17 protein-coding genes and 2 pseudogenes are annotated in these 22,074 nt (G+C 35.0%); 3 read left to right on the top strand and 16 right to left on the bottom strand.

Going from position 1 to position 22,074, the window contains the following annotated elements; all coding sequences use genetic code 11:
• Positions 1-10: 10 nt before the first annotated feature.
• From AB5359_RS05790 to AB5359_RS05775, 4 genes are all read right to left on the bottom strand, one after another.
• A complete protein-coding gene (locus AB5359_RS05790; RefSeq protein ID WP_020806635.1) occupies positions 11-499 on the bottom strand; it encodes a PTS sugar transporter subunit IIB in 489 nt (162 codons plus the stop codon).
• Positions 500-638: 139 nt separating this feature from the next.
• A complete protein-coding gene (gene nagA, locus AB5359_RS05785) occupies positions 639-1,796 on the bottom strand; it encodes an N-acetylglucosamine-6-phosphate deacetylase (protein WP_020806636.1) in 1,158 nt (385 codons plus the stop codon).
• A gap of 61 nt (positions 1,797-1,857) precedes the next feature.
• The gene (locus tag AB5359_RS05780; RefSeq protein WP_003649623.1) at positions 1,858-3,024 is read right to left on the bottom strand and encodes an SIS domain-containing protein; all 1,167 of its coding nucleotides are present in this window, start codon (positions 3,022-3,024) and stop codon (positions 1,858-1,860) included.
• 20 nt (positions 3,025-3,044) lie between these two features.
• Positions 3,045-3,764: a GntR family transcriptional regulator gene (locus AB5359_RS05775; protein WP_003649624.1), complete on the bottom strand. Its 720-nt coding sequence runs from the start codon at positions 3,762-3,764 to the stop codon at positions 3,045-3,047.
• Between the two features lie 158 nt (positions 3,765-3,922).
• Here AB5359_RS05775 and AB5359_RS05770 point away from each other — a divergent pair, with 158 nt between their 5' ends.
• Positions 3,923-6,982 (top strand): DUF5110 domain-containing protein, encoded by a 3,060-nt coding sequence (locus AB5359_RS05770; RefSeq protein ID WP_368279823.1) that lies wholly within the window; start codon positions 3,923-3,925, stop codon positions 6,980-6,982.
• Between the two features lie 100 nt (positions 6,983-7,082).
• Here the strand turns inward: AB5359_RS05770 and AB5359_RS05765 are convergent.
• The 3 genes and pseudogenes from AB5359_RS05765 to AB5359_RS05755 all read right to left on the bottom strand — a co-directional run bounded on the left by AB5359_RS05765 (position 7,083) and on the right by AB5359_RS05755 (position 9,788).
• A pseudogene (locus AB5359_RS05765) lies at positions 7,083-7,902 on the bottom strand (alpha/beta hydrolase).
• Positions 7,903-7,923: 21 nt separating this feature from the next.
• A complete protein-coding gene (locus AB5359_RS05760; RefSeq protein WP_039155472.1) occupies positions 7,924-8,685 on the bottom strand; it encodes a YibE/F family protein in 762 nt (253 codons plus the stop codon).
• Entirely contained in the window at positions 8,682-9,788 is a 1,107-nt protein-coding gene (locus AB5359_RS05755) for a YibE/F family protein (protein WP_048685759.1), read from the bottom strand. Before AB5359_RS05755 ends, AB5359_RS05760 begins: the two co-directional genes overlap by 4 nt.
• Positions 9,789-9,896: 108 nt before the next feature.
• Here AB5359_RS05755 and AB5359_RS05750 point away from each other — a divergent pair.
• Positions 9,897-11,468, top strand: a pseudogene (locus AB5359_RS05750) (cation:proton antiporter).
• Positions 11,469-11,501: 33 nt separating this feature from the next.
• Here the strand turns inward: AB5359_RS05750 and AB5359_RS05745 are convergent.
• Both AB5359_RS05745 and AB5359_RS05740 read right to left on the bottom strand, forming a co-directional pair.
• Complete coding sequence (locus AB5359_RS05745) at positions 11,502-12,221, bottom strand: transcriptional regulator (RefSeq protein WP_368279822.1); 720 nt, start codon at positions 12,219-12,221, stop codon at positions 11,502-11,504.
• A gap of 29 nt (positions 12,222-12,250) precedes the next feature.
• Positions 12,251-13,336, bottom strand: coding sequence for a D-alanine--D-alanine ligase family protein (locus AB5359_RS05740; protein WP_039155470.1), 1,086 nt, complete (start codon positions 13,334-13,336; stop codon positions 12,251-12,253).
• Between the two features lie 158 nt (positions 13,337-13,494).
• Between AB5359_RS05740 and AB5359_RS05735 the strand changes: the two genes are divergently transcribed.
• Complete coding sequence (locus tag AB5359_RS05735) at positions 13,495-15,021, top strand: CAP domain-containing protein (protein WP_368279820.1); 1,527 nt, start codon at positions 13,495-13,497, stop codon at positions 15,019-15,021.
• A 328-nt stretch (positions 15,022-15,349) separates the two neighbouring features.
• On the opposite strand, the gene AB5359_RS05730 is transcribed toward AB5359_RS05735, so the two are convergent.
• From AB5359_RS05730 to AB5359_RS05700, 7 genes are all read right to left on the bottom strand, one after another.
• Complete coding sequence (locus AB5359_RS05730) at positions 15,350-16,189, bottom strand: hypothetical protein (RefSeq protein WP_003649633.1); 840 nt, start codon at positions 16,187-16,189, stop codon at positions 15,350-15,352.
• Between the two features lie 20 nt (positions 16,190-16,209).
• On the bottom strand, positions 16,210-16,869 hold the full coding sequence (locus tag AB5359_RS05725; protein ID WP_368279818.1) for a TetR/AcrR family transcriptional regulator: 660 nt from the start codon (positions 16,867-16,869) through the stop codon (positions 16,210-16,212).
• A 171-nt stretch (positions 16,870-17,040) separates the two neighbouring features.
• Positions 17,041-18,390, bottom strand: a complete 1,350-nt coding sequence (locus tag AB5359_RS05720) for an amino acid permease (RefSeq protein ID WP_048685765.1) — start codon at positions 18,388-18,390, stop codon at positions 17,041-17,043.
• Between the two features lie 133 nt (positions 18,391-18,523).
• The gene (locus AB5359_RS05715) at positions 18,524-19,687 is read right to left on the bottom strand and encodes a CPBP family intramembrane glutamic endopeptidase (RefSeq protein WP_368287200.1); all 1,164 of its coding nucleotides are present in this window, start codon (positions 19,685-19,687) and stop codon (positions 18,524-18,526) included.
• Between the two features lie 198 nt (positions 19,688-19,885).
• On the bottom strand, positions 19,886-20,875 hold the full coding sequence (locus tag AB5359_RS05710) for a ribose-phosphate pyrophosphokinase (RefSeq protein ID WP_049149488.1): 990 nt from the start codon (positions 20,873-20,875) through the stop codon (positions 19,886-19,888).
• Between the two features lie 83 nt (positions 20,876-20,958).
• Entirely contained in the window at positions 20,959-21,321 is a 363-nt protein-coding gene (locus tag AB5359_RS05705; RefSeq protein WP_020806651.1) for a hypothetical protein, read from the bottom strand.
• A gap of 88 nt (positions 21,322-21,409) precedes the next feature.
• A complete protein-coding gene (locus AB5359_RS05700; protein WP_048685768.1) occupies positions 21,410-22,072 on the bottom strand; it encodes an alpha/beta fold hydrolase in 663 nt (220 codons plus the stop codon).
• Positions 22,073-22,074: the final 2 nt, after the last annotated feature.

Below are 22,074 nucleotides of genomic sequence, written 5' to 3'. Positions count from 1 at the left end.
GTTAGACCTCCTATTTAATCTTTTCATTCATTAATTTCATAAAGTCATGAGAATCATCACTTGGAGTTAACTGAGCTGTGATTTTCACGCCCTTATCTGCTATCTTTTTAAAATCTTCGACATCTTTTTCTTCAACATTAATCTGCTTAGTTACTTGCTTAGTAGTATCTGTTTGAGACATTGTACCTACATTTAAAGTATCAAGCTTAAGACCTAAGTTAAGTAAATCTAAGAAGGCTGCTGGCTTTTTAGCGACAATAAATATTCGCTGATTACCATAACGCTCATGAATCAAATGATCTGCTGCAACCTGTGCTGGCAAAACGCTAAGACGAGTCGTAAGAGGCGTAGCCATTCTCAAACCACTTTTTTGGATATCGCTTTTTGCTGCATCTTCATCAACAACCATAATGCGATCCGCCTGAAGCTTCGGGGTCCAAAGATTAGCTACTTGACCATGGACCAGCCGTCCATCAATTCTAGCTCCCACAATATTCATATAGATTCCTCCATATTCCGTAAAATATTTCTGTAAACGCTTTCTACAGTTTCAATCTTAGTATATTAACTTTTACTAGTCAACTGGTTGTGACCACTTTTTTAAGGATTTCTAAAGTTCCTACTAAAAGTATACTCTTTTAAGCCTTGTAACGTGACTCACCATTTAGATAAGTTTCACTGACAGTCATATCATGATTCAAAACAACAAAGTCAGCTGGGTGATCAGGTTTAATCACACCACACTTATCGAGTAAGTTACAACTCTTAGCTGGTACATAACTAGCCATCATAACTGCATCTTCAGGTGTTGCAACATTCCAGTCCACTACATTCTTAACTGCATCCTTTAAGAGCAAAATACTGCCGGCTAAGTTATTAGTATCTTTCAAACGAGCCATACCGTCCTTAACATAAACTGGCAATTCACCTAAAACATAATCACCATCAGGCATTAATCCAGCCTGCATACAATCAGTAATCAAGGCAATATGCTCTGGCCCACGTGCATTTACTAAGGCGCGAACAGCTGGCTCTTCAACGTGGTGACCATCACAAATTAATTCATCCGTTGTTAAACGAGAAGAAAATGCAGCACCAATAATGTTAGGTGAGTGTTGTGACAATCCATTCATCCCATTGAAAGTATGTGTAAAGACGCTAGCTCCAGCTTCAACACAAGCAATAGCATCTTCAAAATCAGAATCTGAATGTCCCAAAGCAACTACTAAGCCCATCTTTACAGCTTCACGTACAAATTGACGGGCATTCTTTCTTTCAGGTGCCATTGAGATCTTAATCAACATGTTATCTGAAGCTTTACGCCACTTCTTTAAAAGCATAATCGAAGGATCAGTCATATACTTAGGATTTTCTGCCCCACCATGCTTAGGAGTAAAGAATGGACCTTCAAAGTGTAATCCTTGAATTTTAGCACCAGTTTCTTCACCCTTATGTGCCGCAAACTTTTCACAAGTTTCAGTTAATTCTTTATCGCTTGCAGTAATTGTAGTTGGTAGCCAACTAGTTACACCAGCTTGAAGCAAACCTTCAGAAATCTTATTAACGCCTTCCCAGTCGCTCTTCATCGTATCTTCATCAAGCAAGCCATGAATATGCGTGTCAACATAACCAGGTGCAATCCATTGATCGCCATATTCCTTAATTAGACCATGACTTGGCTTTTCATCTTCTCGATAATATAAACCAAAGTTTCCATCATCTTGAACTTCAAGATAACCACCATTTTCAGTTTTATTTTCTAAAAAGAACTTTCCGGCATGAATATAATATGACATAGTATTTAACTCCTTAAATTAACTTCTATTCTAAATTGAAAGTGTTTTCTAAATTTGAATTTTATTTGATGAATTTGTGAATTGTTACTCCCTTAACAACACGGTTAACTGTACCGGTTGGTGAAGGAGTATCTGGAGTATTTCCAACCTTAACCGAAGTAAGCAACGCAATTGTTTGACCAAACATAATATCTGGCAATGCTAAATATGCATCTGGTAACTCTTCTCCAGAAAAGGCGAAGAATTTACCATCAAAGTCTTGTCCCTTCTTAAGTTGTCCTACCCCCATTACCAATGGAACTATTTCATCAGCTTTAATCTCATCTAAAATATCTAAATCGTACTTTCTGGTGTAAGAATTATTTGAAACAAAGTCAAAAACAATCGTCTTCTTATCTAAAAATGACTTAGGACCATGTCTTAATCCCATTGAAGTATCAAATAAAGCCGCAACTTTTCCAGCTGTTAATTCCAAAATTTTAAGTCGAGCTTCTTCAGCTAAGCCGCCTAAAGCACCACTACCGATATAAGTAATTCTGTCAAAGTCAGTATCAACTAATTTTTGAATTTCCGCTTCACGATCAACTACGCTTTCGCCCATCTTAGCAATTTCATTAACAATTGTTTCTTTTTCTGCATCACTTCTAGTATCAAATACCAATAAAGTAGCTAAGCTCATACATGAAAATGAACCTGTCATCGCAAAACCTTGATCTAATGACTTAGCAGGCATTAAAAGAACAAGTCCATTTGGATCATCTTTTAAGTCTTGAGCTAAGTGTCCTTCTGGAGCACATGTAATAGCAATTTGGTATAAATTCGTAACTAATTGCTTAGCAAGTTCAACAGTTGCAACTGATTCAGGAGAATTACCACTCCGAGCAAAAGAAACTAGAATTGTTGGTGTTTCTGCTTCAAGATAATCTTCTGGTGTTGAAACAATCTTAGTAGTATCAATTGCTTCAAAGTCATACTTAGTACGATCGGCATGCTTTCTCAAATATGGCATCACAGTGTTGCCAACATAAGCACTTGTTCCTGCACCTGTAAAAATGACTTTTACTTTATTAAATTTTTGATTGATTTTAGCTAAAAATTCATCAATTTCTTGTTTCTTTTCTTGATAAATCTTAAAAGTCTCTTTCCATAAAGAAGGTTGTTGCTGAATTTCTCTAGTAGTAATATCTGCGCCCATCTTTTTTAGTTCTGCATCACTTTTTGTAAACATTGGCCTATTCCTTTCGATAACTAAACTAAATGATTGTATTGCCGTGATCGATAAATGAATCTATCCCCTCTAGCTAGAGAAATGGTAAATTCAATCGGCACGTTTTTATCATTGATTGCCCGTCTAAAAATTTTTAAACTAGCATCCCCGGGCTTTACGCCTAAAATCTTACTGTCTCTTTCATCTAAATTAACCGCTTGTACATCTTCAAAGGCAAGAACACTTTGTTCATTGTATTTTTGCTTCATAACAGTGTACAAATGATTTTCATTTAAATCCGACATTTTTAGATCCGGAAAAATACTTTCTGGTAAATATGTTTCTCCATACATTAGTGGTACTCCATCAGCTAGACGTAACCTAACTAACTTGTACGCTTTTTCTTGAGCTTTCAAATTAAGCTGATTTGCGACAGCTGCGTCGGGAACAACAAGCTCTAATGTGCGGTTTTGTGTTGTTGGCTTGTGTCCTGCTTCTGACATCTGTTCACTAAATGAATACATACTTCCTAAGTTGGTCTGATCTAGATAAATTGTGGAAACAAATGTACCTTTTCCATGCAATCGATAAATAATGCCTCGTTCTTCTAAATTATTTAATGCTAATCGAATCGTATTTCGACTCACACCATATTCTTTTAAAAGTTGCCTTTCACTAGGCAGTCGATTATTTGGCTTCATTTCAGTCTTAATTTTCTTTTCAAGATCTAAAATTACTTGCTGATAAAGTGGCTTTTTCATCTTCTAACCCCATCCAATCTTCAACTGGTTAGTACCACCTTCTACAGAATATTCTAGAAAGCGCTTTATGTCAAATCTAAAAAAACACGAAATGCATTTTTTCGTTATAATATGAACTATACGTAAATGAAAAATTTAATTTAAAGAAGAAATGTAATATGTCTGAAATTACTAACAACCAACAACCACAACAATTAAGTCGTTTAGTGCAAGTAGCGAAAGGTACTCGCTACTACGATCTGCAATTTGCAGATGGAAAAAGAGCACGTCTATACATTATTGCTAAAGGAATCTTTCGCTTAATTATCGATCCGGCAGCAGAATTTAAACCTTTGTCGCCGTCTTTAACGATTGCCGCAGGTAACTTTAGTTTGCGTCCTTTTGAAGAATCACAACTTTTAGTCACTGATGAAACTTTCACGATTAAAAGTGGTCAATTTTCACTTCGTTTACAAAAAAATCCTGCAATCTTTAGTATTTTTGATGATCAACTTCATCGCTATCGTATGATGCAAAGTAGTCCGATTGAACTAGGAGCAGATTATTCTAGTGAATTCTTACGTCAAAATAAAAATGAATTCTATTATGGCGGCGGAATGCAAAATGGAAGCTTTAGTCATAAAGGAAAAATAATTGAAATCAAAAATACGAATTTAACCGGTCCTGGTGCAGTTGCTTGTCCAGAAGGCTTTTTCTGGTCCAATGCTGGCTTTGCAGAATTGCGCAATACTTGGAAAAACGGAATTTATGACTTTAAAGGTGAAAATGGCAATACTGCTATTCTTACCCATCAAACTCCTATTTTTGATAATTTTTATCTTTTAGGAGATTCTCCAGCTGAAATTTTACGTCAGTACTACAAAATTACCGGCTCTCCCCTCTTCTTGCCTAAATATGCTCTTGGCCTAGGATACTTAGGTAACTATCTTGATACTTGCTGGAGTGTTGCGAAGCCTCAAGAAAATAATGCCATTAAATTTGAAGATGGTAATACTTATAAAATTGCCCATGCTGATAATGAAATTGTTGCTAAGTCTTCTCTTAATGGTGAAGAGCAGTATCAATTTTCTGCTCGTGCAATGATTGAACGTTACCGCTCACATCATTTTCCACTTAGCTGGTTTGTTCCTAACTACAACAGTAAGCAAACTTTAAATGAAACCGAATTAGCTAACTTAGTTGATTTTGCCAAGGAGCAAAATATAAAGCTTGGTTTCTACGGAGCTTTACCTGCAAATGCACCAGCTAATTTCTTAAAATTTAAGACAGAAGCTCCTAATTTAGCTAATGACAAAATTATGCAAGATTTTGCAATTGCTAGTGAGCCTTTAGTTGATAAAAACCAAACTAATCGTCCTTGGGCAATGGCAAGTAATGGCTGGAGCGCTGTTCAAACCTTAGCTACCACCGCAAATGAAGGTGTAGGAGGCGAGTGGGAACAAATTGCAACAGAGATTGCTAGTTTCTTAAGTATGTCTCTTTCTGGTCAACCAAATATCGGAAGTGCTATTGATGGAAAAGAAGGCGGCGGTAATGCTCAAGTAAACATCCGTGACCTACAGTGGAAAGTCTTCACGCCTCTGCTTTACTCAATTGATAATTACGGCAATATCCAAAAAACACCGTTTGCATTTAATGCAAAAATGACGCGAATTACTCGCGCTTACCTAAAACTTAGAGAAGAAATTACGCCTTATCTCTATACTCTTACCCGAGCTGCTCAAGATGGCATGCCGATTGTTAGACCTCTGTTTTTGTCCTTCCCGCACGAAAAAGTTAACTACACAAATCAGGTAAAACATGAGTTTATGCTAGGAAACAACTTATTAATAGCCCCAATTACTAATGGTCGAGAAGATCCAAGTGGAGCTTCATTAAAAGACAATCTTTACCTGCCTGATCATCGAACTATGTGGATCGATCTCTTTACTGGTAAAAAATTAATCGGTGGCAGAATTTACGATAAGTTACACTATCCATTGTGGCATCTTCCTGTTTACGTTCGCGGAGGGGCAATCTTACAGGAATCACTTAGAAGTGCCCTTGTTTACCCACAAAATAAGAGTTCTGCCATCTTATATGAAGATGATAATCAAACTAATGATTATGAAAAGGGAAATGCAGCTACAACACAAATTACCAGTTCGGTTAATGGATCTAAACTTCATATTACGGTTTATCCAACCGAGGGAAGCTATGAAGGACTTGAAGAAAAACAAGCTACTATCTTAACAATCATGGCCGATCGCTATCCTGGTAAAGTTTCACTTAAATTAAATGATCAAATTATTCCACTACCTGAATATAATGATTTAGATAGTTTTAACAAATCAGAAGAAGGTATTTTCTACCAGCAAGATTACGTGCCATGCAAAGAATTTGGTCAATTTACAGGTCAACTGCAGCCTGCTCTTAAGGTAAAAATGCCAGCTGTTGACATCCATGACAATAAATTTGAACTTACGATTGAAAACTTTAGTTATGGTAGTGAAGTCGAACAACATGCTATTATCGATTCAGCTATGGCTTCACCAAGAAGTGCCGCAATTTTGACGGACCGTTTAACTTCAAAGAGCATCACCATTACTTGGACTAATCCAACTAACTTCGTCGGTAAAAATATAATGGCTGATATCGAAGTTAATGGAATGGTTCATACTAATATTGATGGAGATACCTTCACTTTCCACGAGCTTGAACCTAACACACGCTATCGGTTTAGAATTAGAAATAAATTCGGTAACAAGGTATCAGATTGGTCTGAATACTTTGGAACTCATACCAAGCGCGATCAAATGGATTATGCAATTTCTAATGTAAAAGTTACTAGCACAGCAGAAAGTGAAAAAGATTCTCCAGTCGAAAACTTAACTGATCTTAAGCTAGCTAGTGAATGGCTCTCAAAAGACCAAATTAGTAAAGATAGTCCACTAGACTTGACTTTTAATTTCAATCACATTTATAAGCTGAGCCGGATGGTTTACGTACCTCGTTCACGAGACCGGATAGGTCATATTTTGCGAGTTCAAGTTGCCATTTCAAAAGACGGTGAAAACTTCAGCGATTTCAGTAAAGAAATTAATTGGCCAAATGATGCTAAAAACAAAGTAATCGGTTTAAGAGACGTAGTAGCAAAAGCAATTAAACTTAGAATTTTAGCTACCTCTGATAATTTAGCTTCTGGTAAAGAAGTTTTATTCTTTATGGCTAAAGAATAAAAACATCTAATATTAAACAAAAAGTCCGAAAAGCAAAATGATTAACTTCATTTTCTTTTCGGACTTTTTTATATAAAATCAGGTCTTGTTTCACGTGAAACTAAATATAAATTTTTCTATCTTTTAACCATTCAAGGCTTAGTTTAAACCAATGTGCAAGATGCGAATCGGGCTCACGTCCAGCCACAGCCACTTCAGGAGTAGCAAGTGAAAAGCCATGGCCGCCTTTATTAAACAAATGTGCTTCAAAATGAACTTTTTTCTTTCTTAAAGCTGTAATATATTCGATTGTATTATCAATCAAGACAACTGGATCATCAACAGCTTGGAAAATAAAAGTCGGGGGGCGTATCAGGCGTCACTCCTAAAGCTGTATCTAATAACTCTTTAGCAGTAGGCATTTTTTGATTAGCATCAGCTGGCAACGGAAAACCAATATCTTTAATATTAATTAAAGGATAGCCGAAGATTGTGGCATTAGGCGCTACTTGATCATGGTTAAAATCATATTTTGCCTGCCATTTTTCACTTTCTGCCATCACGTTCATTGAACTAACAACATGACCGCCAGCAGAAAATCCAATTGTAGTAATTCGCTCTTGATCAATTCCTAACTTTTCACTATTTTCTCTAAAATAAGAAACAGCTTTTAATCCTGATAAGGCTGCATCAGGATATATTTTACCTGGATCGGTAGTTAGATTATATGAAACAACGGCAGCATTAAAACCATGAGCTGCATATGCCAATGCTACTGGTTCCCCTTCTCTTAAAGATAAATGGTCAAAGCTTCCTCCAGGGAAAACGAGTATCAATGGTCTCTTTTTTTGCAAAAGCTGCGGATTATCTTGTAATCCATAATACGTGATTTTAAATTCGCGATTATTAAAATTTTTTTGTGTTAAATACTCTACTTTCATCTTGCTAAGCCTCTATGCTATTTATTTCTTAAGTTCATTATGCGTCAACGTATGTGCTAAAAATATTGTTGTCAGTGGGACTGTTAAAAGTACGCCGATAAATGAATACACAATAATTAAGAATTCATCTACAAAAAGTTTATCATTTAAAATCTCAAATAATGAATAATTTAACCTCATATACCAAATAAATATTGGCAAAAAGCTACCAAATAAACCAAATAAAATTGTGTTCATGGCTGTTCCTAACACATCAGAACCAACTTCATTTCCGCTCTTGATCAATTGCTTCTGCGTAATATTCGGATCGTGCCTTTTTAATTCAAGTAAGCCTGCACTCATCGCTACACTTGCTTCTGCAATTGCCCCTAGCATTGAAAAAATTGCAACTAAAATAGCTATTTGAGCGAAACTAATTCCTACATTCAACGATAAACCAATTAATTCTTCTCCTGCTTGGTCTCCAAAGCCCTGAGTTTGAGCTAAGCTTTCAAGCAGGATAATTATCAGCATTACGATCAAGCTCACGCATAAAGCGGTTAAAAACGCGTTCTTAGCTACAGTATAATCGTGTGTCCCTAAATAAATAATTGTTAATAATTTTAAAGGAATAAAAATTATTCCTACCAAGATTATATTTACTCCCCAAGAAATTAACAAAGCAACAAGAATTATCAAACAGGCATTAATAACCACACTAAGATAACTTTTAAGGCCCGTTTTTCCACCAACAATAATCATTAAAATTAAGAGAATTATCAATAGAGCCGTTAAAGTTGTCATTTCGCTGCCTCCTCTATTTTTTTATTTTTTAAAAAGACAGAACTAGCAAGAGTGGCAAAAATCACAGTTAAAACTATGCCTATCGCTGAACTTAAGCTCTGAATTACACCTAAAGAAAGAGTATATTTAAAAGTATAAACTAAAGTATTATTATCTCTTAGATACAAAATTGTCATCGGCAGTGCTTCGGCCATAAAAATCAGTACTAATACATTTATTAATGGTCCCATAATTTCTTGTCCTAATGTACGGCCACTAAGAAATAACTCCTTAAAGGTTAAGTCAACCTTATGTTTAGCTAACGCATAAAGACTCGAAACAATATCAGTTGCTTCATCCATTACTGCCCCAAGAACTCCTAAAATGGTCTGAGATAAAAATAGTGCTCGTGGATCTTGCGTTGCATAATCAACTGCTTCATAGTCAATCCCGCGTTCATGTGTCAATCTCATAACTAAATAAAAAATTCCAAATGACACAAAAACACCTAGAAGCGTAGCAACTAGTGTAACAAGCATCTTTTGATTAAATCCTTGTACAATTATCAGGGAAATAAAAGTAAACAAAATAGCTGCAATACCATAAACTAAGAAAATTTTGGTTCCATTTTCTTTAATATCATTCTTAATCACAAAATAAAAAATAATACTATTCAAAATCATTGAAATTAACAATAAACTAGCTTGTTTTCCAGTGATTAAAATGATCAGACTAATAGTTAAAAACATGCTCAAGACAACTACCCAATCGCGTTTAGGTTCAACTAATTTTGGCTTTTCTTTAATAAAAGATACAATCACACGTTGATGAGGACGATATTTTTGTGAAACAGCCTGTGAAGGAGAGTAGGTATTGGTAACAACGAATCTCTTACCTCGGTATTTTCCTGAGATGATTTTTAAATGCAATATTTGTTGCCTAACTTCATCTTTATTTTCATAATTGTCTTTGGTTTTATTAATTAGCGTGTCTTGAATGTGATTATCGGTAATTACAGCAATTGGCTTGCTAGCAAAAGTTGTAGAAAAATACGTAATCACCGTAAAAACTACGCCAACAATTAAAGTCGTTAAACTAAGCCAAACTTTTTGATTCTTTTTCACATCTTCACCTTCCCTAATAACCTAAATGGTGAGTATGCTAATATAGTAGCATTAAAAGTTTTTACTAATTATTAAAAAATAGTAATTTATCTGAGGTAAATCTAAACTATGGAACTTATGATTTCAACTTTTACTCTAGCAATTGCAGCTGCTATCAGTATTATTATTGCTCAAGCAATTGATAAAGTATCAGTTAACTATATAAGTATGATCATCGGAATTATTATTGGTCTTATTCCCTTTTTAAACCAACAAATAGCTAGTTTTGATTCAGAAATTTTTATGGAGTTGATCGTTGCGCCACTTTTATTTTTTGAAGGACAAAAGACTAGGATTCATAACGTTGGTAGACGTATTAAAGAGATAATTGGGCTAACTATTATCATGGTTTTACTAGCTTTAATTGTAAGCGGCTTTAGCATTCATCTGCTTGCTGACGTTAGCTTACCGCTTGCATTTATTATTGGCAGTATTAGTACGCCAACAGACGCCACAGCAAGTGAAGCAGTAACTAATGGCCTAAGAATGCCTCGCCGTGTAACGTCAGCATTAAAAGCTGAATCACTTTTTAATGATGCATCTGGAATTATCTTGCTCAACATGAGCCTTCTTTGGTTTGCAAATGGATATATTAATTATGGACAGACAATTCAGGACTTTTGTATTTCTTCGATTGGCGGTGCAATTCTAGGTTTCGCTGTAGCATGGGTAATAATTATTTTTCGTCAGACTCTTGTCAGATCCAGATTTAATTCCTAAAATGCTCAAAATCTTATTTATATTCTTACCCCATTAGCCTTGTATGCTCTAGCAGAACATCTCCATGTCTCTGGAATTATCGCGGTGGTGGTTGCTGGTCTCTTACATAATGCAGAATCTCAACAAAGCTTATTGCTTAATTCAAGACAGGTTCATATGAGCCAAGACTTACAAAATCTTATTTCTGATATCTTTAATAGTATGGTTTTCATTATTTTAGGATTGATGATGGTAAGAATTTCACGTAATAAGCTCTTTAATGGAGATCTAGCTAAATGGATTATTGTTGGCATTATAGTCTACCTTGCCAACTTGCTAGTTCGTTACCTATATGGTCGCTTAATTATTCGTTATGATCGAAGAGAAAGCATAGTCTTTTCACTTGGAGGGATTCATGGTGCAGTTACTTTAGCGTTAGCATTAACGATAAGCGTTGACTTTCTAGGAAGTCAAAGTTATAACCTAGTCATCATGTCTGAGGCTGTTTTAATTATTTTAAGTATGCTTGTTCCAACAATTGTCTTTCAATTTATTCTTCCGCATAATGTCAGTGACGAAGAGGCCCACATCGTAATGGATAAAATACGAAGTGAAATGGTTAAACGCGCCTTAGTTGCTGTTCATAAAATGTATTTACCGCAAAGAGTAAAACGCCATGTTATCTATACCCTACTTAATCAAAAACGAGTTGTTAAAACGCGTGAGTATATGCGAGTTCTGCTAAAGACAATTGACCAGCCTAACCTAAGCAAATCAGAACAGTATCTACAGCGTCTTGCTTTTTTTAGGGCTTTTGCGATTGAACGCGAATATCTAGAAATGATTGGACAAAAGGAAGGCAAATATCGAACCTATATTTTAAATCTATATAACGACGTTTTGTTAGCAGAGTCATTAATTATTGAACCTGAAGACGAATAAAAATAGGATGCCTACAAACAGGCATCCTATTTTTTAATTAAAAAAGCGATCCCACCAATTGTGTTTTTTCTTGGGATGAATTTGCATCTGAGCTAAAGTACGATGAATATTCTCTTCTACTTTTTGCTTACGACGCTTTTCTTCGTTCTCTCTAGCTTTTCTTAAGATTTCTTCATGAGCCTCTTGCTCACTCTTTTGTTCTTCAGTAATCTTATCGGCAGCTTCCTGATCTTTATTAGCTTGAACTTCTTTTTGTGAATCTGTTGATTCTGGCTCAGCTAATTGGTGTGAGCTATCAATTAACTTCTTATTTTGAGCTTCAACGCGCGCTACTTGCTTTTGCAAATCCTGAATTGCTTGATTTTGACTTGCAATCGTATTTTGGAGCATAGTCAAAAGCTTAACTACTTGATCAGCGTCTACAGTAGCAGTCTTAGTTGCAACTTCTTTTTGCATTTTTGCAGCCTTTTTGGCTTCTTCAGCTTTTTTATCACTCACTGCAAAAACTTGTCTTGCTGCTTCCTGTAAAGTCAGATCAGCTTTTTTAGACAGAGCTTTAAAAGCTTTTAGGTCTTCAATATCTTTAGCTGAATATAAGCGAGACTTCTGCTTAGTCCTCTCATAGTAGTCTTTATTTCCAGTAACTTTTTCAACAATTAAGGAATACTTTCTTAATGTTGCTACGCTAATATGAAGTTCTTCCGCCGTTTTTGCTGGGGCCTCAAGTTCTTCAAAATTATGGTCGCTTGCCATCCTAAATTCTCCCTTTACTTAAACTAAGTTTAATCATGTTTATGTAACAAAGTTTTCTTGTGATCGTAGCGTTCCATTGCGTAGTCAATTAATTTAGTAATCAAATCAGTATATGGAATTCCAACCTCTTCAAATAGTTTAGGATACATACTAATATTAGTGAATCCTGGAAGAGCATTTACTTCTGTTAAAACAACTTCCTTGTCTTCCGTACGAAGCATTGAGTCAATACGTGCTAAGCCACTACATTCAGTTGCTTGAAATACCTTTAAAGCATTTTTTCTAACCTTTTCAACAATCCCTTCAGGCAATTTAGCTGGAATCTCTAAAGTTGAAGTTGAATCATCATCATACTTATTTTCATAAGTATAGAATGAATCCTTGGCGTTAATAATTTGACCAACACCAGCAACGATTGGCTTATCATTACCTAAAACAGCAGTTTCTACTTCAGTACCGTGAACAGTTTCTTCAACTAAAACCTTATCATCATATTTAAAAGCTTCAGCTAAAGCGACCTTGTATTCTTTTTCGTTAGTAACGTGACTTACACCAACTGAAGATCCTTGATTTGATGGCTTAACGAATAAATCTGAGCCTAATTGACTAGCTACGTATTCATAGTCTAACTTTTCATTATCTGGATCGTTATATTCAAAACGCTTAACTGCAATCCACTTTGCGACAGGAACACCAGCACGTTGAGCTAAAATTTTGGTCATTTCCTTGTCCATCGTTACAGCTGCAGCTAAGACATCATCCCCAACAAATGGCTTATCTAGAACTCTAAATAAACCTTGTAAACAACCATCCTCACCCAAGTTTCCGTGTACAATTGGGAAAAATACGTCAATTTCAGGACGATCTTTTAATTCAACAATATTAGAAATATTTGCTACTTTATGAGGGTTAGCTACTTCCATTTTAGGATTGTCTAAGACTCTGCGAGAATCGGCATCGTCAGCCAAATACCCATCATTCGTAATCCACATTGGATAAACATCAAATTTATTAGTATCAATTTCCTCATAAATGTTGTGGGCAGACATGATAGAAACTTCATATTCTGAAGAATTTCCACCGAAGATCAAACCTACCTTAATTTTGTCAGTCATATCTTTATCTCCTTTTTGTCCTCGAAACCTTATTATAAACAATCGTGACGCTATAATGCATTATTTTTGAAAAAAAGTCTCAAAAGAATGAAAATTTTTTATAATTAAGTTATATATATTACTATTACTCTAATAATAAATCCCGCAAAGGAGATAAGATGAATTTTACAAAAAAAGCCACCGCTTTTTTAGTTGCTATTACACTCAGTGCTACAACTAGTACCGTTACGATTAGCGAAGCGCTGGCCGCAACATTTACCAAAGATGAAATCCAAGAAGTTCATCGAATTCAAAATCAATATTCAAGATTACCAAAACAAACTTTTAATTCTGGTAATCTTTATGCAAGTAGCCCTCACTTAACAGCACCATTTTCACCTGGTTCTGTTACTAATTCTTATATTAATTCTCAATTAGACTATATTAATTTTTATCGTGGTTTGTTTGATCTGCCAAGTATTTCTACAAATAAGACAGATAATGACAACGCGCAAATTACCGCAAGTGTTATGGCTGCAATTAAGGCTAACCCATTTACTAATCAACACGGGTTACCTAGTGAAACACGACCGAACTATATTAGCGATACTTACTGGACAATTGCCAAAAATGTTTCTGCTAGCTCTAATTTGAATTTTAATGTAAGCAATCAATCTGCTGGTGATGTAATCACAGATTTATTAACTGATACCTATAATCTTGATGGATCGGATACTGGACATCGTGCGTGGCTTTTATCAAGTAGACTTACTACCACTGGTATTGGTGCAGCATACGGTGAAAATAGCTACCGCTATTCAGTCCAGCAAGTTGCATATTCAAGCGATGGCTATAAGGCTGCTGCTAAAAGTGCCGTTGCCTATCCTAATAGTGGCGTTTTCCCAATAGAATTACTTCAAGGAAATAACATTGCTTGGTCTCTTTATTTATCTGATAAAACTACCTCCGGTATTTCTAAAATCACCGTCACCGATTTAGATACAGGCGAAGTTAGCCAAGCCACAAATGTTAATAATTTCAGTAATAAGGCATATGGCTACTTCAAAACAATTATCACTTACTTTCCAGGAGATATTAAGTTAATTTCAGGGCATGAATATAACGTAAATATTGATAATGTCTACCAATATAGTTTTAAATTATTTAATCAAGTTGCTGCTAATCAGCCTAAACTAAAAACTTCAAACGATAACACTAAGACTAAGAACGGAGAAAAGAGCTCTGAAAAAATATCCTCCTCGCAAAATATTAAAGATAGCAATGACAAGACAACTCGCAAAATTTTAAACCAAGTAGCTGATCCTGATTCATCTACAACAATTAAATCAGCTCTTTTACTTCAAGCAGAAAAACTACGTGATTCTTTAAATAAAAAGCGCCAGATGAATACAGTGATTTTTGGCCGTTCTTATCAAGATGGTTATTCTTACTACAACTTAGGCAATGATCAGTGGTTCCATAATTTTTATGTTTACAACAATCCAGATTTTACTGCTGGTGTAGTCAATATCAATAACCAGTCATTTGATACAAATATTTATACTAGTCCTTATCCAAATCTACGAAAACGCACTGCCAATCATGTTACTTCTGGAAAAAGTTACGCTTATGGTCAATCAATTACTACCGATCATATAACTTGGTATTATCTCGGCAAAAACCAGTGGATCAGGCAGAATAATTAATGAACTAACATCTTGAAAAAGGCTTTAAAGTAATGAATTTATAATTTTAGAATATTCTTTCAGCACAAGCTAAACATATTATATTATTTAAGAATAATTAGGCCTTTCAACTTGATTTAAACCCTAATTACTGTAAAAATAAGTAGTGAGAAATGGTTGAGGACCCTTACAAGAGCCGTTATGGCTGTTGCATATTACAATTATTTTATACCCTAACTACTTTACACTTACTTGAATACAATTAAGATCATCCAATCCGGCGCCATTTCCCAGAAAAAGGCCTCAGGTAAAAACCTGAGACCTTTTTTGTATATTCGTTAACTTCTTATTATTTTGCACTCGTAAGCTGCCAAGTAACAGTGCTAATTACAAACAAAACTACTCCGACAATTACTAACTCTAAGAAAATGCCACTCGCTATCTCCAAAAAATAGCCAATATTCAAGATCAAACCTTCAACATTGAAAATTGTCGGAATGAACGCCAATAGTCCAAAAATCACGATCAATCCTAGTGATGCTCTCATCCCTCCAGCGGCAAACATATTAATTAAGCGCCCAGTTGAAACAATTTCTTTGAGTCTTTTAATTTGTTGATAAGCTAAGATGCCCACAAAAATGATAACCAAGATATTTAAAATCAAAAATACAAGCTCAACATTTGCTGCTAAAGTGGCATTAGCCAAGCCAAAGCTTGTAATAATTGCGTAAAGCCCACTTTCCTTATTCTTCTTCAATTTTTCCTGAACAGACTTAGCTTCCATGGAAGAATTGTCATCAATTTTAGTCAAGATAACCTTACGAATTTGACTAGCTAAGCTAGAATTTTCTGCTCTAAATAAATGAATTCCCAAAGTATAGTCAATCATTGCATTCGCAATCGGTCTTGTTTGCTCAACAGTTAATAGATTATTAGTACTGTTGTTACTACTTCGATCAGCACCAATTGCTGCAGCGAAATTATCAAACTTCTGATTGATATAGCGTTCAGCTACAACTCCATTGCTTTCTTTGGCAATCTGACTCCTCATAAAAATCGGGTTCATAAAAGTTACTAAGCTGAAAAACAAAACCACAATTGTAAAGATTGCAATTCCAAAAGATCTTTTATCATGCACAGTTTGAGCCTGATCAATTCTACGCAGCTCACTGCGTGTGCGTACTGCCATTTCCTCGACCTTCCTTAAAATTAATTGTCGAACATTTTATTAATAGCCTGAGTTAAAGTAGTTAATTCGTATTTTTGTAAGGCAGATTTAGCCTCTGCAAGTGTTTGACTTATCTTTGACTCATCTATTGATAAAAATGTTGACATAAAAGTTTTTACCATTATATCAGAAATTTGATCAGCATCTAAATCAAATTCAGTCCGTTTTACGTATAGACCTCCTCCAGCTGTAACAATAAAGTTTAAACCAATCTGAACTTGACGATCATTTCCCAAATCATGCTTAACGCCTTCATGCTTAAGCCAATCATCAAGAATCTGGCTCCAGCGATCCAATGAATCACCATCACTTAAAATACTTTTGACAACGCGTTCAACGCCTTCATCTTGGATACCTTGTTCTAAAATCAAATAAATAAAGATTTTCATCTTAGAATATGTATTCAAATTTTTGAAATCAGTCGCATTTAAACTCTTTAAGACTGCTGTCATAAAATTAGTAACAATTTCGGTAATTAATAGATTCTTATGTGGGTAATATGACTGGAGTAGTGATTTAGAAATGCCAGATTTATCTACAATCATTTGTAGTGATACATTTTCCATGCCTCTTTTTTTCAGGAGCATAAAAGTATTGCGCAGTATTTCATGTCGTCTTGCTAAATTTTTTTGTCTTGCCATATCCTTTGCCTCGTTATTATTCTATTCCTATACAGTATAGCGTTTTCACAGCATTAATTACAATCATTATACCAAGCCCTATTACTAATAACGAGATAGGATTTTGTTTTTTTTCAAATTTAATGCTATATAAAAGACCGACAATTTTATTTGTCAGTCTTTACGTGATATTTAATTTTTTCTTTCTAAAAAAGTGTAGCTCAATGATAAAGCTAAAATAAAAATAATTGAGATAAGTAATGGTAGTCTCGTTGCTGGGATTAGCGCCAAAATTATTAAAATTACTAAGTAGAAAATGATTGTAACCCAGCTAGTTATTGGAAATCCCGGCATTCTAAAGCTACCTAGTTTTCCTTTATTTTCTGCGCGATATTTCAAATGCGTCCACATAATAATTATCCATACCATAATAAAGTTGATTGTTGATACACTAGAAATAATATCGAAAACTTGTGCTGGCATAATATAATTCAGAATTACAACGACAAATAAAATTAACGATGAAAAGGTCAAGGCATTATTAGGAACCGCTTTTCTACTTAACTTTCCAAATCTTTTAGGGGCATTATTTCCACGTGAAAGTGCATATAGTGATCTACTAGTTGAAAAGATAGCACTATTAGTAGCGGACATTGCTGCCGTTAAAACAACAAAGTTTAAAATCCCAGCTGCTGCAGGAATCCCAATTGCGCCAAAAACCTGTACAAACGGACTAGTTGTAGTAACAATCTTATTCCAAGGATAAACAGCCATAATAGCAATCATGGAACCAACATAGAATAGTCCAATTCTGACTGGCAAAGTATTAATTGCCTTGGGAATATCCTTGTCTGGATTGGCTGTTTCACCTGCTGTTAAACCGACAATTTCTATTCCGACAAAGGCAAAAACTACCATCTGAAATGTCTTTAAAAAGCCCCATGAGCCTGTTGGAAAAAAGCCCCCATAATTTACCAGATTAGTAAGAGAAACTGTTCTAGAGTCAATTTTGGTATGCATAACGAGTAGAATCGCTCCAGTAATGATCAAGGCTAAGATAGCTAGAACCTTAATCATTGAAAACCAACTTTCAAGCTCGCCAAATAGTCCAACATTAACCATGTTAACAAGCATTAGCAGCACAACAATGACTAACGGCCCTACCCATTGAGGTAAATCTTTAAACCAATATTTCAAATAAATTCCAGTTGCAGTTAAATCAGCCATTGCTAAACTAAGCCAGCATAACCAATAAGTCCACCCCGCAACAAATTCCATTCTATTTCCTAGATACTTTTTCACTGATTCAATAAATGAATGTTGATCAGGCTCAGCTAAGATTAGCTCTCCCAACGCTCTCATCATGAAAAAGCTAATAATACCAACAATCAAATAAGACAAGATAATTGATGGACCAGCACTTTGAATAGCTGTACCAGATCCTAAAAACAGCCCCGTACCGATAGCTCCACCAATTGCAATCATTGTTACATGACGGCTCTTAAGCGATCTCTTTAGTTTTAGCTTCTCCTTTTCATCCATTTTATACTCCCCCCTTAAAGACAAAAATGCCTCTAGTACTTAACTTATACTAGAGGCATTTCTATTTTATGAAATTAAAATTCTTGTATAGTAAATCAATTAGCTATTTTATTTGCTTGTATTATAACTTGCTTCATGAAATTGTCAAATCTGTTTTTTGAACTTGGGTCAAGATTTGGACATTCTGTTTTATTAACTTTCTATTCCTGATTAAGAGAAAAGCAGCAAAACTTACCCAAAATACTAAATTAATAATTACATGAATAAGCGAACCTATATTTCCACCAAAAATTCCCACGCCATCTTGAGTCAATGGGGTTTCAGAAAATGTAAGAATATCATATAGTGCATGGATTACCATTGTCGGCCATAATTTACCGCTATATAAAATTAGCACTGCCGCAAAACACCCAAAGCCAAATGTATCAATCACTTGAAAAGCAGTTGCTAGTGGCGTTTGCTTAAGCTCTGAGGCAAAGGCATTTCCAATATGAGGTAATGCAAATAGAATTGCACTGCCTAAAACTGCACCATTAATTTGCCACTTTTTGCTTTTAAAAATCACTAATAATAAAACTAAGTTTATATATCGGGCTGCTTCCTCACCAATTCCCGCTTCTATTGAGTAGAGAAAGACAGACCAAGCGTTTTTTAGACGGACCGACTCAGTAGGATCAAGTAAAGAAAAATCCCAATTCCAGAATAATTCTTGCCATCTCTGAGCAAATCTACTGAATGTTTGGAAAAATGAAAGCCAAATCGCTATCCCAAAAATTAAAATAAATGAAAGCAGCTGCAATTTTTTACCTTTAAAAGTTGGTAAATTAAAACAAAATTCATAACCCCAACTTTTAACAGCAAAATATACATAAACTAAAATTGCTAAAGCATAAACCAAGCCAGATTTATTTAAACTCACTAAAAAGCCGTCTGGATTTACATTTTTTAAGGTTAAAAGATAGCAAAACATAATAACAAAATTAATCATCCAGACCGATGCTATCAATCGCCAAATTGGCTTTTTAATTTTCCCATATTCGACTATTGTAACCGGAATCAATACTATTATGGTCCCAACAGCATAAATCCAAAAGATGAGTAGTGTTAACTGAGAAAAGTGCTGAATGAGAATATCACTCAAGTTTCTAACTTGATCGATAAAAACCATGGGTATAAGTACTGTATTTATTAGCTGCGAAATCCTTTTATTTTTACTTACTACAACTGCTACAGCTAAAATTCCAAGATAAATCCAATCTTTAACTGTACGATAATTAATCAAAATAATTACAGCCATCAAAATATTTAGATATAGCTGCGCCTGAAACACTTTCTTCATCCTCATCACCTCATTTATGCTAATTTTTGCTTAATTATATCTTAATTATTAATGAAGATTCAACAATAGGATAAAATTTATCGTAAATAAAAAAGGTCGAAGATTAGCATAGTTACTAATTTTCAGCCTTTAATAAATATTAAAATTTAATGTGAATTATCCTTGGATCCTATTTTGCTCATCAAAGATTCGGTGAATTGACTTATCGTTGTAAATGTAATCAATACCCTTAGCAAGTAAACGCGCAACAGATAAACGAACCATTCTATCTGGATACTTCTTGTGCTTGATAGTATCAGTTACAACGATTTGTTCAACGGGTAATCCATTTAAAACCTCAGTCGCATTTTGAGAAAGCAAAGCATGAGTTGCTGCAACATAAACTTTCTTAGCTCCAGCAGCTAAAACTGACTTAGTTGAAGAAGCAATTCTAGAACCAGTATCAATTAAGTCGTCAACGATAATAACAGTCTTATCCTTAACGTCTCCAATCATATCATGAGCTTCTGCATCGTAGCGTGCACCACGTTGATCAACAATTGCAATCGGTGCGTCAAAGTATGAGCCAAAAGTACGTGCAAGTTTTGCACCAGAGTGATCTGGAGAAACAACTACTACATCATCATCATCCTTACTTGCAATACCGTTATCTAAGAAGTATTGAGCTAAGATTGGCATAGCGTGCAAGTGATCAACAGGAATATTGTAGAAGCCTTGAATTTGTGATGCATGTAAGTCAACAGCAATCAAGTCATCAATATCAGTCAATTGAAGCAAGTTAGCTAATAATTTAGCAGTGATTGGTTCACGTGAACGATTCTTAGTATCTTGACGTGAATATGCCATATAAGGAATTACTACGTTAACAGAGTGAGCAGATGCACGGTGTAAAGCATCCAATACAATCATCAATTCCATAAAGTTTTCATTTACTGGATCTTGAATAGATTGAATTACGTAGACATCACAGCCTCTAACACTTTCCGTAATGTTAACTTGAATTTCTCCATCACTAAAGTGTTGAACAGCAGTCTCTAACAATGGTTTATCCAAAGCTGCCGCAATTCTCTCTGCTAAAGCTTGGTTTCCACCAAGACCGATTAATTTCATTGGGTGCAACATTTCGTGCAATTCTTCTTTATTCATCAATTTGCCCTTCCTTGTAAAATTAACAGCTAGTTTTATTATAACTAAAAATTCCTGTTTTGCTCTACTTTTCTAGCTATAGATTATAACTGATTATTTTCTGCTGCCTTGATTTGATCTAAGCGACCAACGACATAATTATAAAAATCCTCTGCATCTTTGGGATTTGTATTTTCAAAAGCTCTCAAAACAATTGCCAGCTCATCTTTTCCCATTTGGTGTAAACTAGCCGTTTGATAAATCATGGGATTATCACCTTTAGGAACCAATTTTAGAAAACCATTAATTAAGATGTGCGCTTTTTTATATACAACAGCTTGTAAACTGTGAATATCTAGTATTACTTCTCGTTTACCTGGAAATAACGGCGCAGTATGCTTAATTGTAATTTTGTCATCATTTATAGACATCTCGCCATTCATCCCTTGAACCACTATTTTTGTCATTATTCTAACCTTCTGCTATTTATTAAATTCCATTTATATATTAATTCTATCGAATTTTTAGATCAAAAAGAAAAAGAGCGCTACTTTTTTAGCTCTCTTTACAAAAATCTTTAATTAAATCTAGTAACTTTAAACTATGAACAACATAACTATAATGCGTCTGACGAGGCATTAAAACTAAACGACAATTAGGAAGCAATTGACTATACCAGCGAACATGTTCAACCTTAACCCAATCCTTTTCACCTACTACGCATAAAGTAGGCGTCTTAATCCGTTTTAACGTTTCAACCGGAATATGACTCTCTCTTAAAGCCACTCTGCTGTCACGATCTCCCTTAAAAAAGCCTTGAATAGTATTAGCCGCAATGTGCTTTGCATTCACGCCATTTCCATTAACGTAAGTTCCAGCAACAATTATTTTAGAAACCAGTTCTGGTGCTTGGGCGGCCAAAGAAAGAGCAACTAAACCTCCAGACCCAAAGCCTAAGATATAAGGCTTTTCAAGTTTAAGCGTGCTAATAAAAGCCCGTAAATCTTCAACTTCAGTTTGATAATGCTCGCTTGCTTCTCCTTCACTTAAACCGTGGCCTCGCATATCAGGAACCACAACTGTGTAATATAAAGAAAGCGGCGCAACTAATTTATCGAAGATTCCACCATCTTGGTGGTGCCCATGTAACAAAATTAAAGGATGCCCTTTACCTAATTTCTGATAGTAAATTTCAACTCCATTAACTTTTACTTTCATAC

It is taken from the genome of Lactobacillus sp. RTP31084st1_F9_RTP31084_210423, from assembly GCF_040919545.1.
GTDB classification, from domain to species: Bacteria; Bacillota; Bacilli; order Lactobacillales; family Lactobacillaceae; genus Lactobacillus; species Lactobacillus paragasseri.
The sequence above is the reverse complement of the archived record's forward strand: the minus strand, read 5'-3'. Positions and strand labels throughout refer to the sequence as shown.

What these genes read in the sequence shown, in the direction of transcription:
- AB5359_RS05790 (WP_020806635.1), bottom strand. Translation starts at nt 499, where the DNA reads ATGAATATTGTGGGAGCTAGAATTGATGGACGGCTGGTCCATGGTCAA.
- nagA (WP_020806636.1), bottom strand. Translation starts at nt 1,796, where the DNA reads ATGTCATATTATATTCATGCCGGAAAGTTCTTTTTAGAAAATAAAACT.
- AB5359_RS05780 (WP_003649623.1), bottom strand. Translation starts at nt 3,024, where the DNA reads ATGTTTACAAAAAGTGATGCAGAACTAAAAAAGATGGGCGCAGATATT.
- AB5359_RS05775 (WP_003649624.1), bottom strand. Translation starts at nt 3,764, where the DNA reads ATGAAAAAGCCACTTTATCAGCAAGTAATTTTAGATCTTGAAAAGAAA.
- AB5359_RS05770 (WP_368279823.1), top strand. Translation starts at nt 3,923, where the DNA reads ATGTCTGAAATTACTAACAACCAACAACCACAACAATTAAGTCGTTTA.
- AB5359_RS05760 (WP_039155472.1), bottom strand. Translation starts at nt 8,685, where the DNA reads ATGACAACTTTAACGGCTCTATTGATAATTCTCTTAATTTTAATGATT.
- AB5359_RS05745 (WP_368279822.1), bottom strand. Translation starts at nt 12,221, where the DNA reads ATGGCAAGCGACCATAATTTTGAAGAACTTGAGGCCCCAGCAAAAACG.
- AB5359_RS05740 (WP_039155470.1), bottom strand. Translation starts at nt 13,336, where the DNA reads ATGACTGACAAAATTAAGGTAGGTTTGATCTTCGGTGGAAATTCTTCA.
- AB5359_RS05735 (WP_368279820.1), top strand. Translation starts at nt 13,495, where the DNA reads ATGAATTTTACAAAAAAAGCCACCGCTTTTTTAGTTGCTATTACACTC.
- AB5359_RS05730 (WP_003649633.1), bottom strand. Translation starts at nt 16,189, where the DNA reads ATGGCAGTACGCACACGCAGTGAGCTGCGTAGAATTGATCAGGCTCAA.
- AB5359_RS05725 (WP_368279818.1), bottom strand. Translation starts at nt 16,869, where the DNA reads ATGGCAAGACAAAAAAATTTAGCAAGACGACATGAAATACTGCGCAAT.
- AB5359_RS05720 (WP_048685765.1), bottom strand. Translation starts at nt 18,390, where the DNA reads ATGGATGAAAAGGAGAAGCTAAAACTAAAGAGATCGCTTAAGAGCCGT.
- AB5359_RS05715 (WP_368287200.1), bottom strand. Translation starts at nt 19,687, where the DNA reads ATGGCTGTAATTATTTTGATTAATTATCGTACAGTTAAAGATTGGATT.
- AB5359_RS05710 (WP_049149488.1), bottom strand. Translation starts at nt 20,875, where the DNA reads ATGAATAAAGAAGAATTGCACGAAATGTTGCACCCAATGAAATTAATC.
- AB5359_RS05705 (WP_020806651.1), bottom strand. Translation starts at nt 21,321, where the DNA reads ATGACAAAAATAGTGGTTCAAGGGATGAATGGCGAGATGTCTATAAAT.
- AB5359_RS05700 (WP_048685768.1), bottom strand. Translation starts at nt 22,072, where the DNA reads ATGAAAGTAAAAGTTAATGGAGTTGAAATTTACTATCAGAAATTAGGT.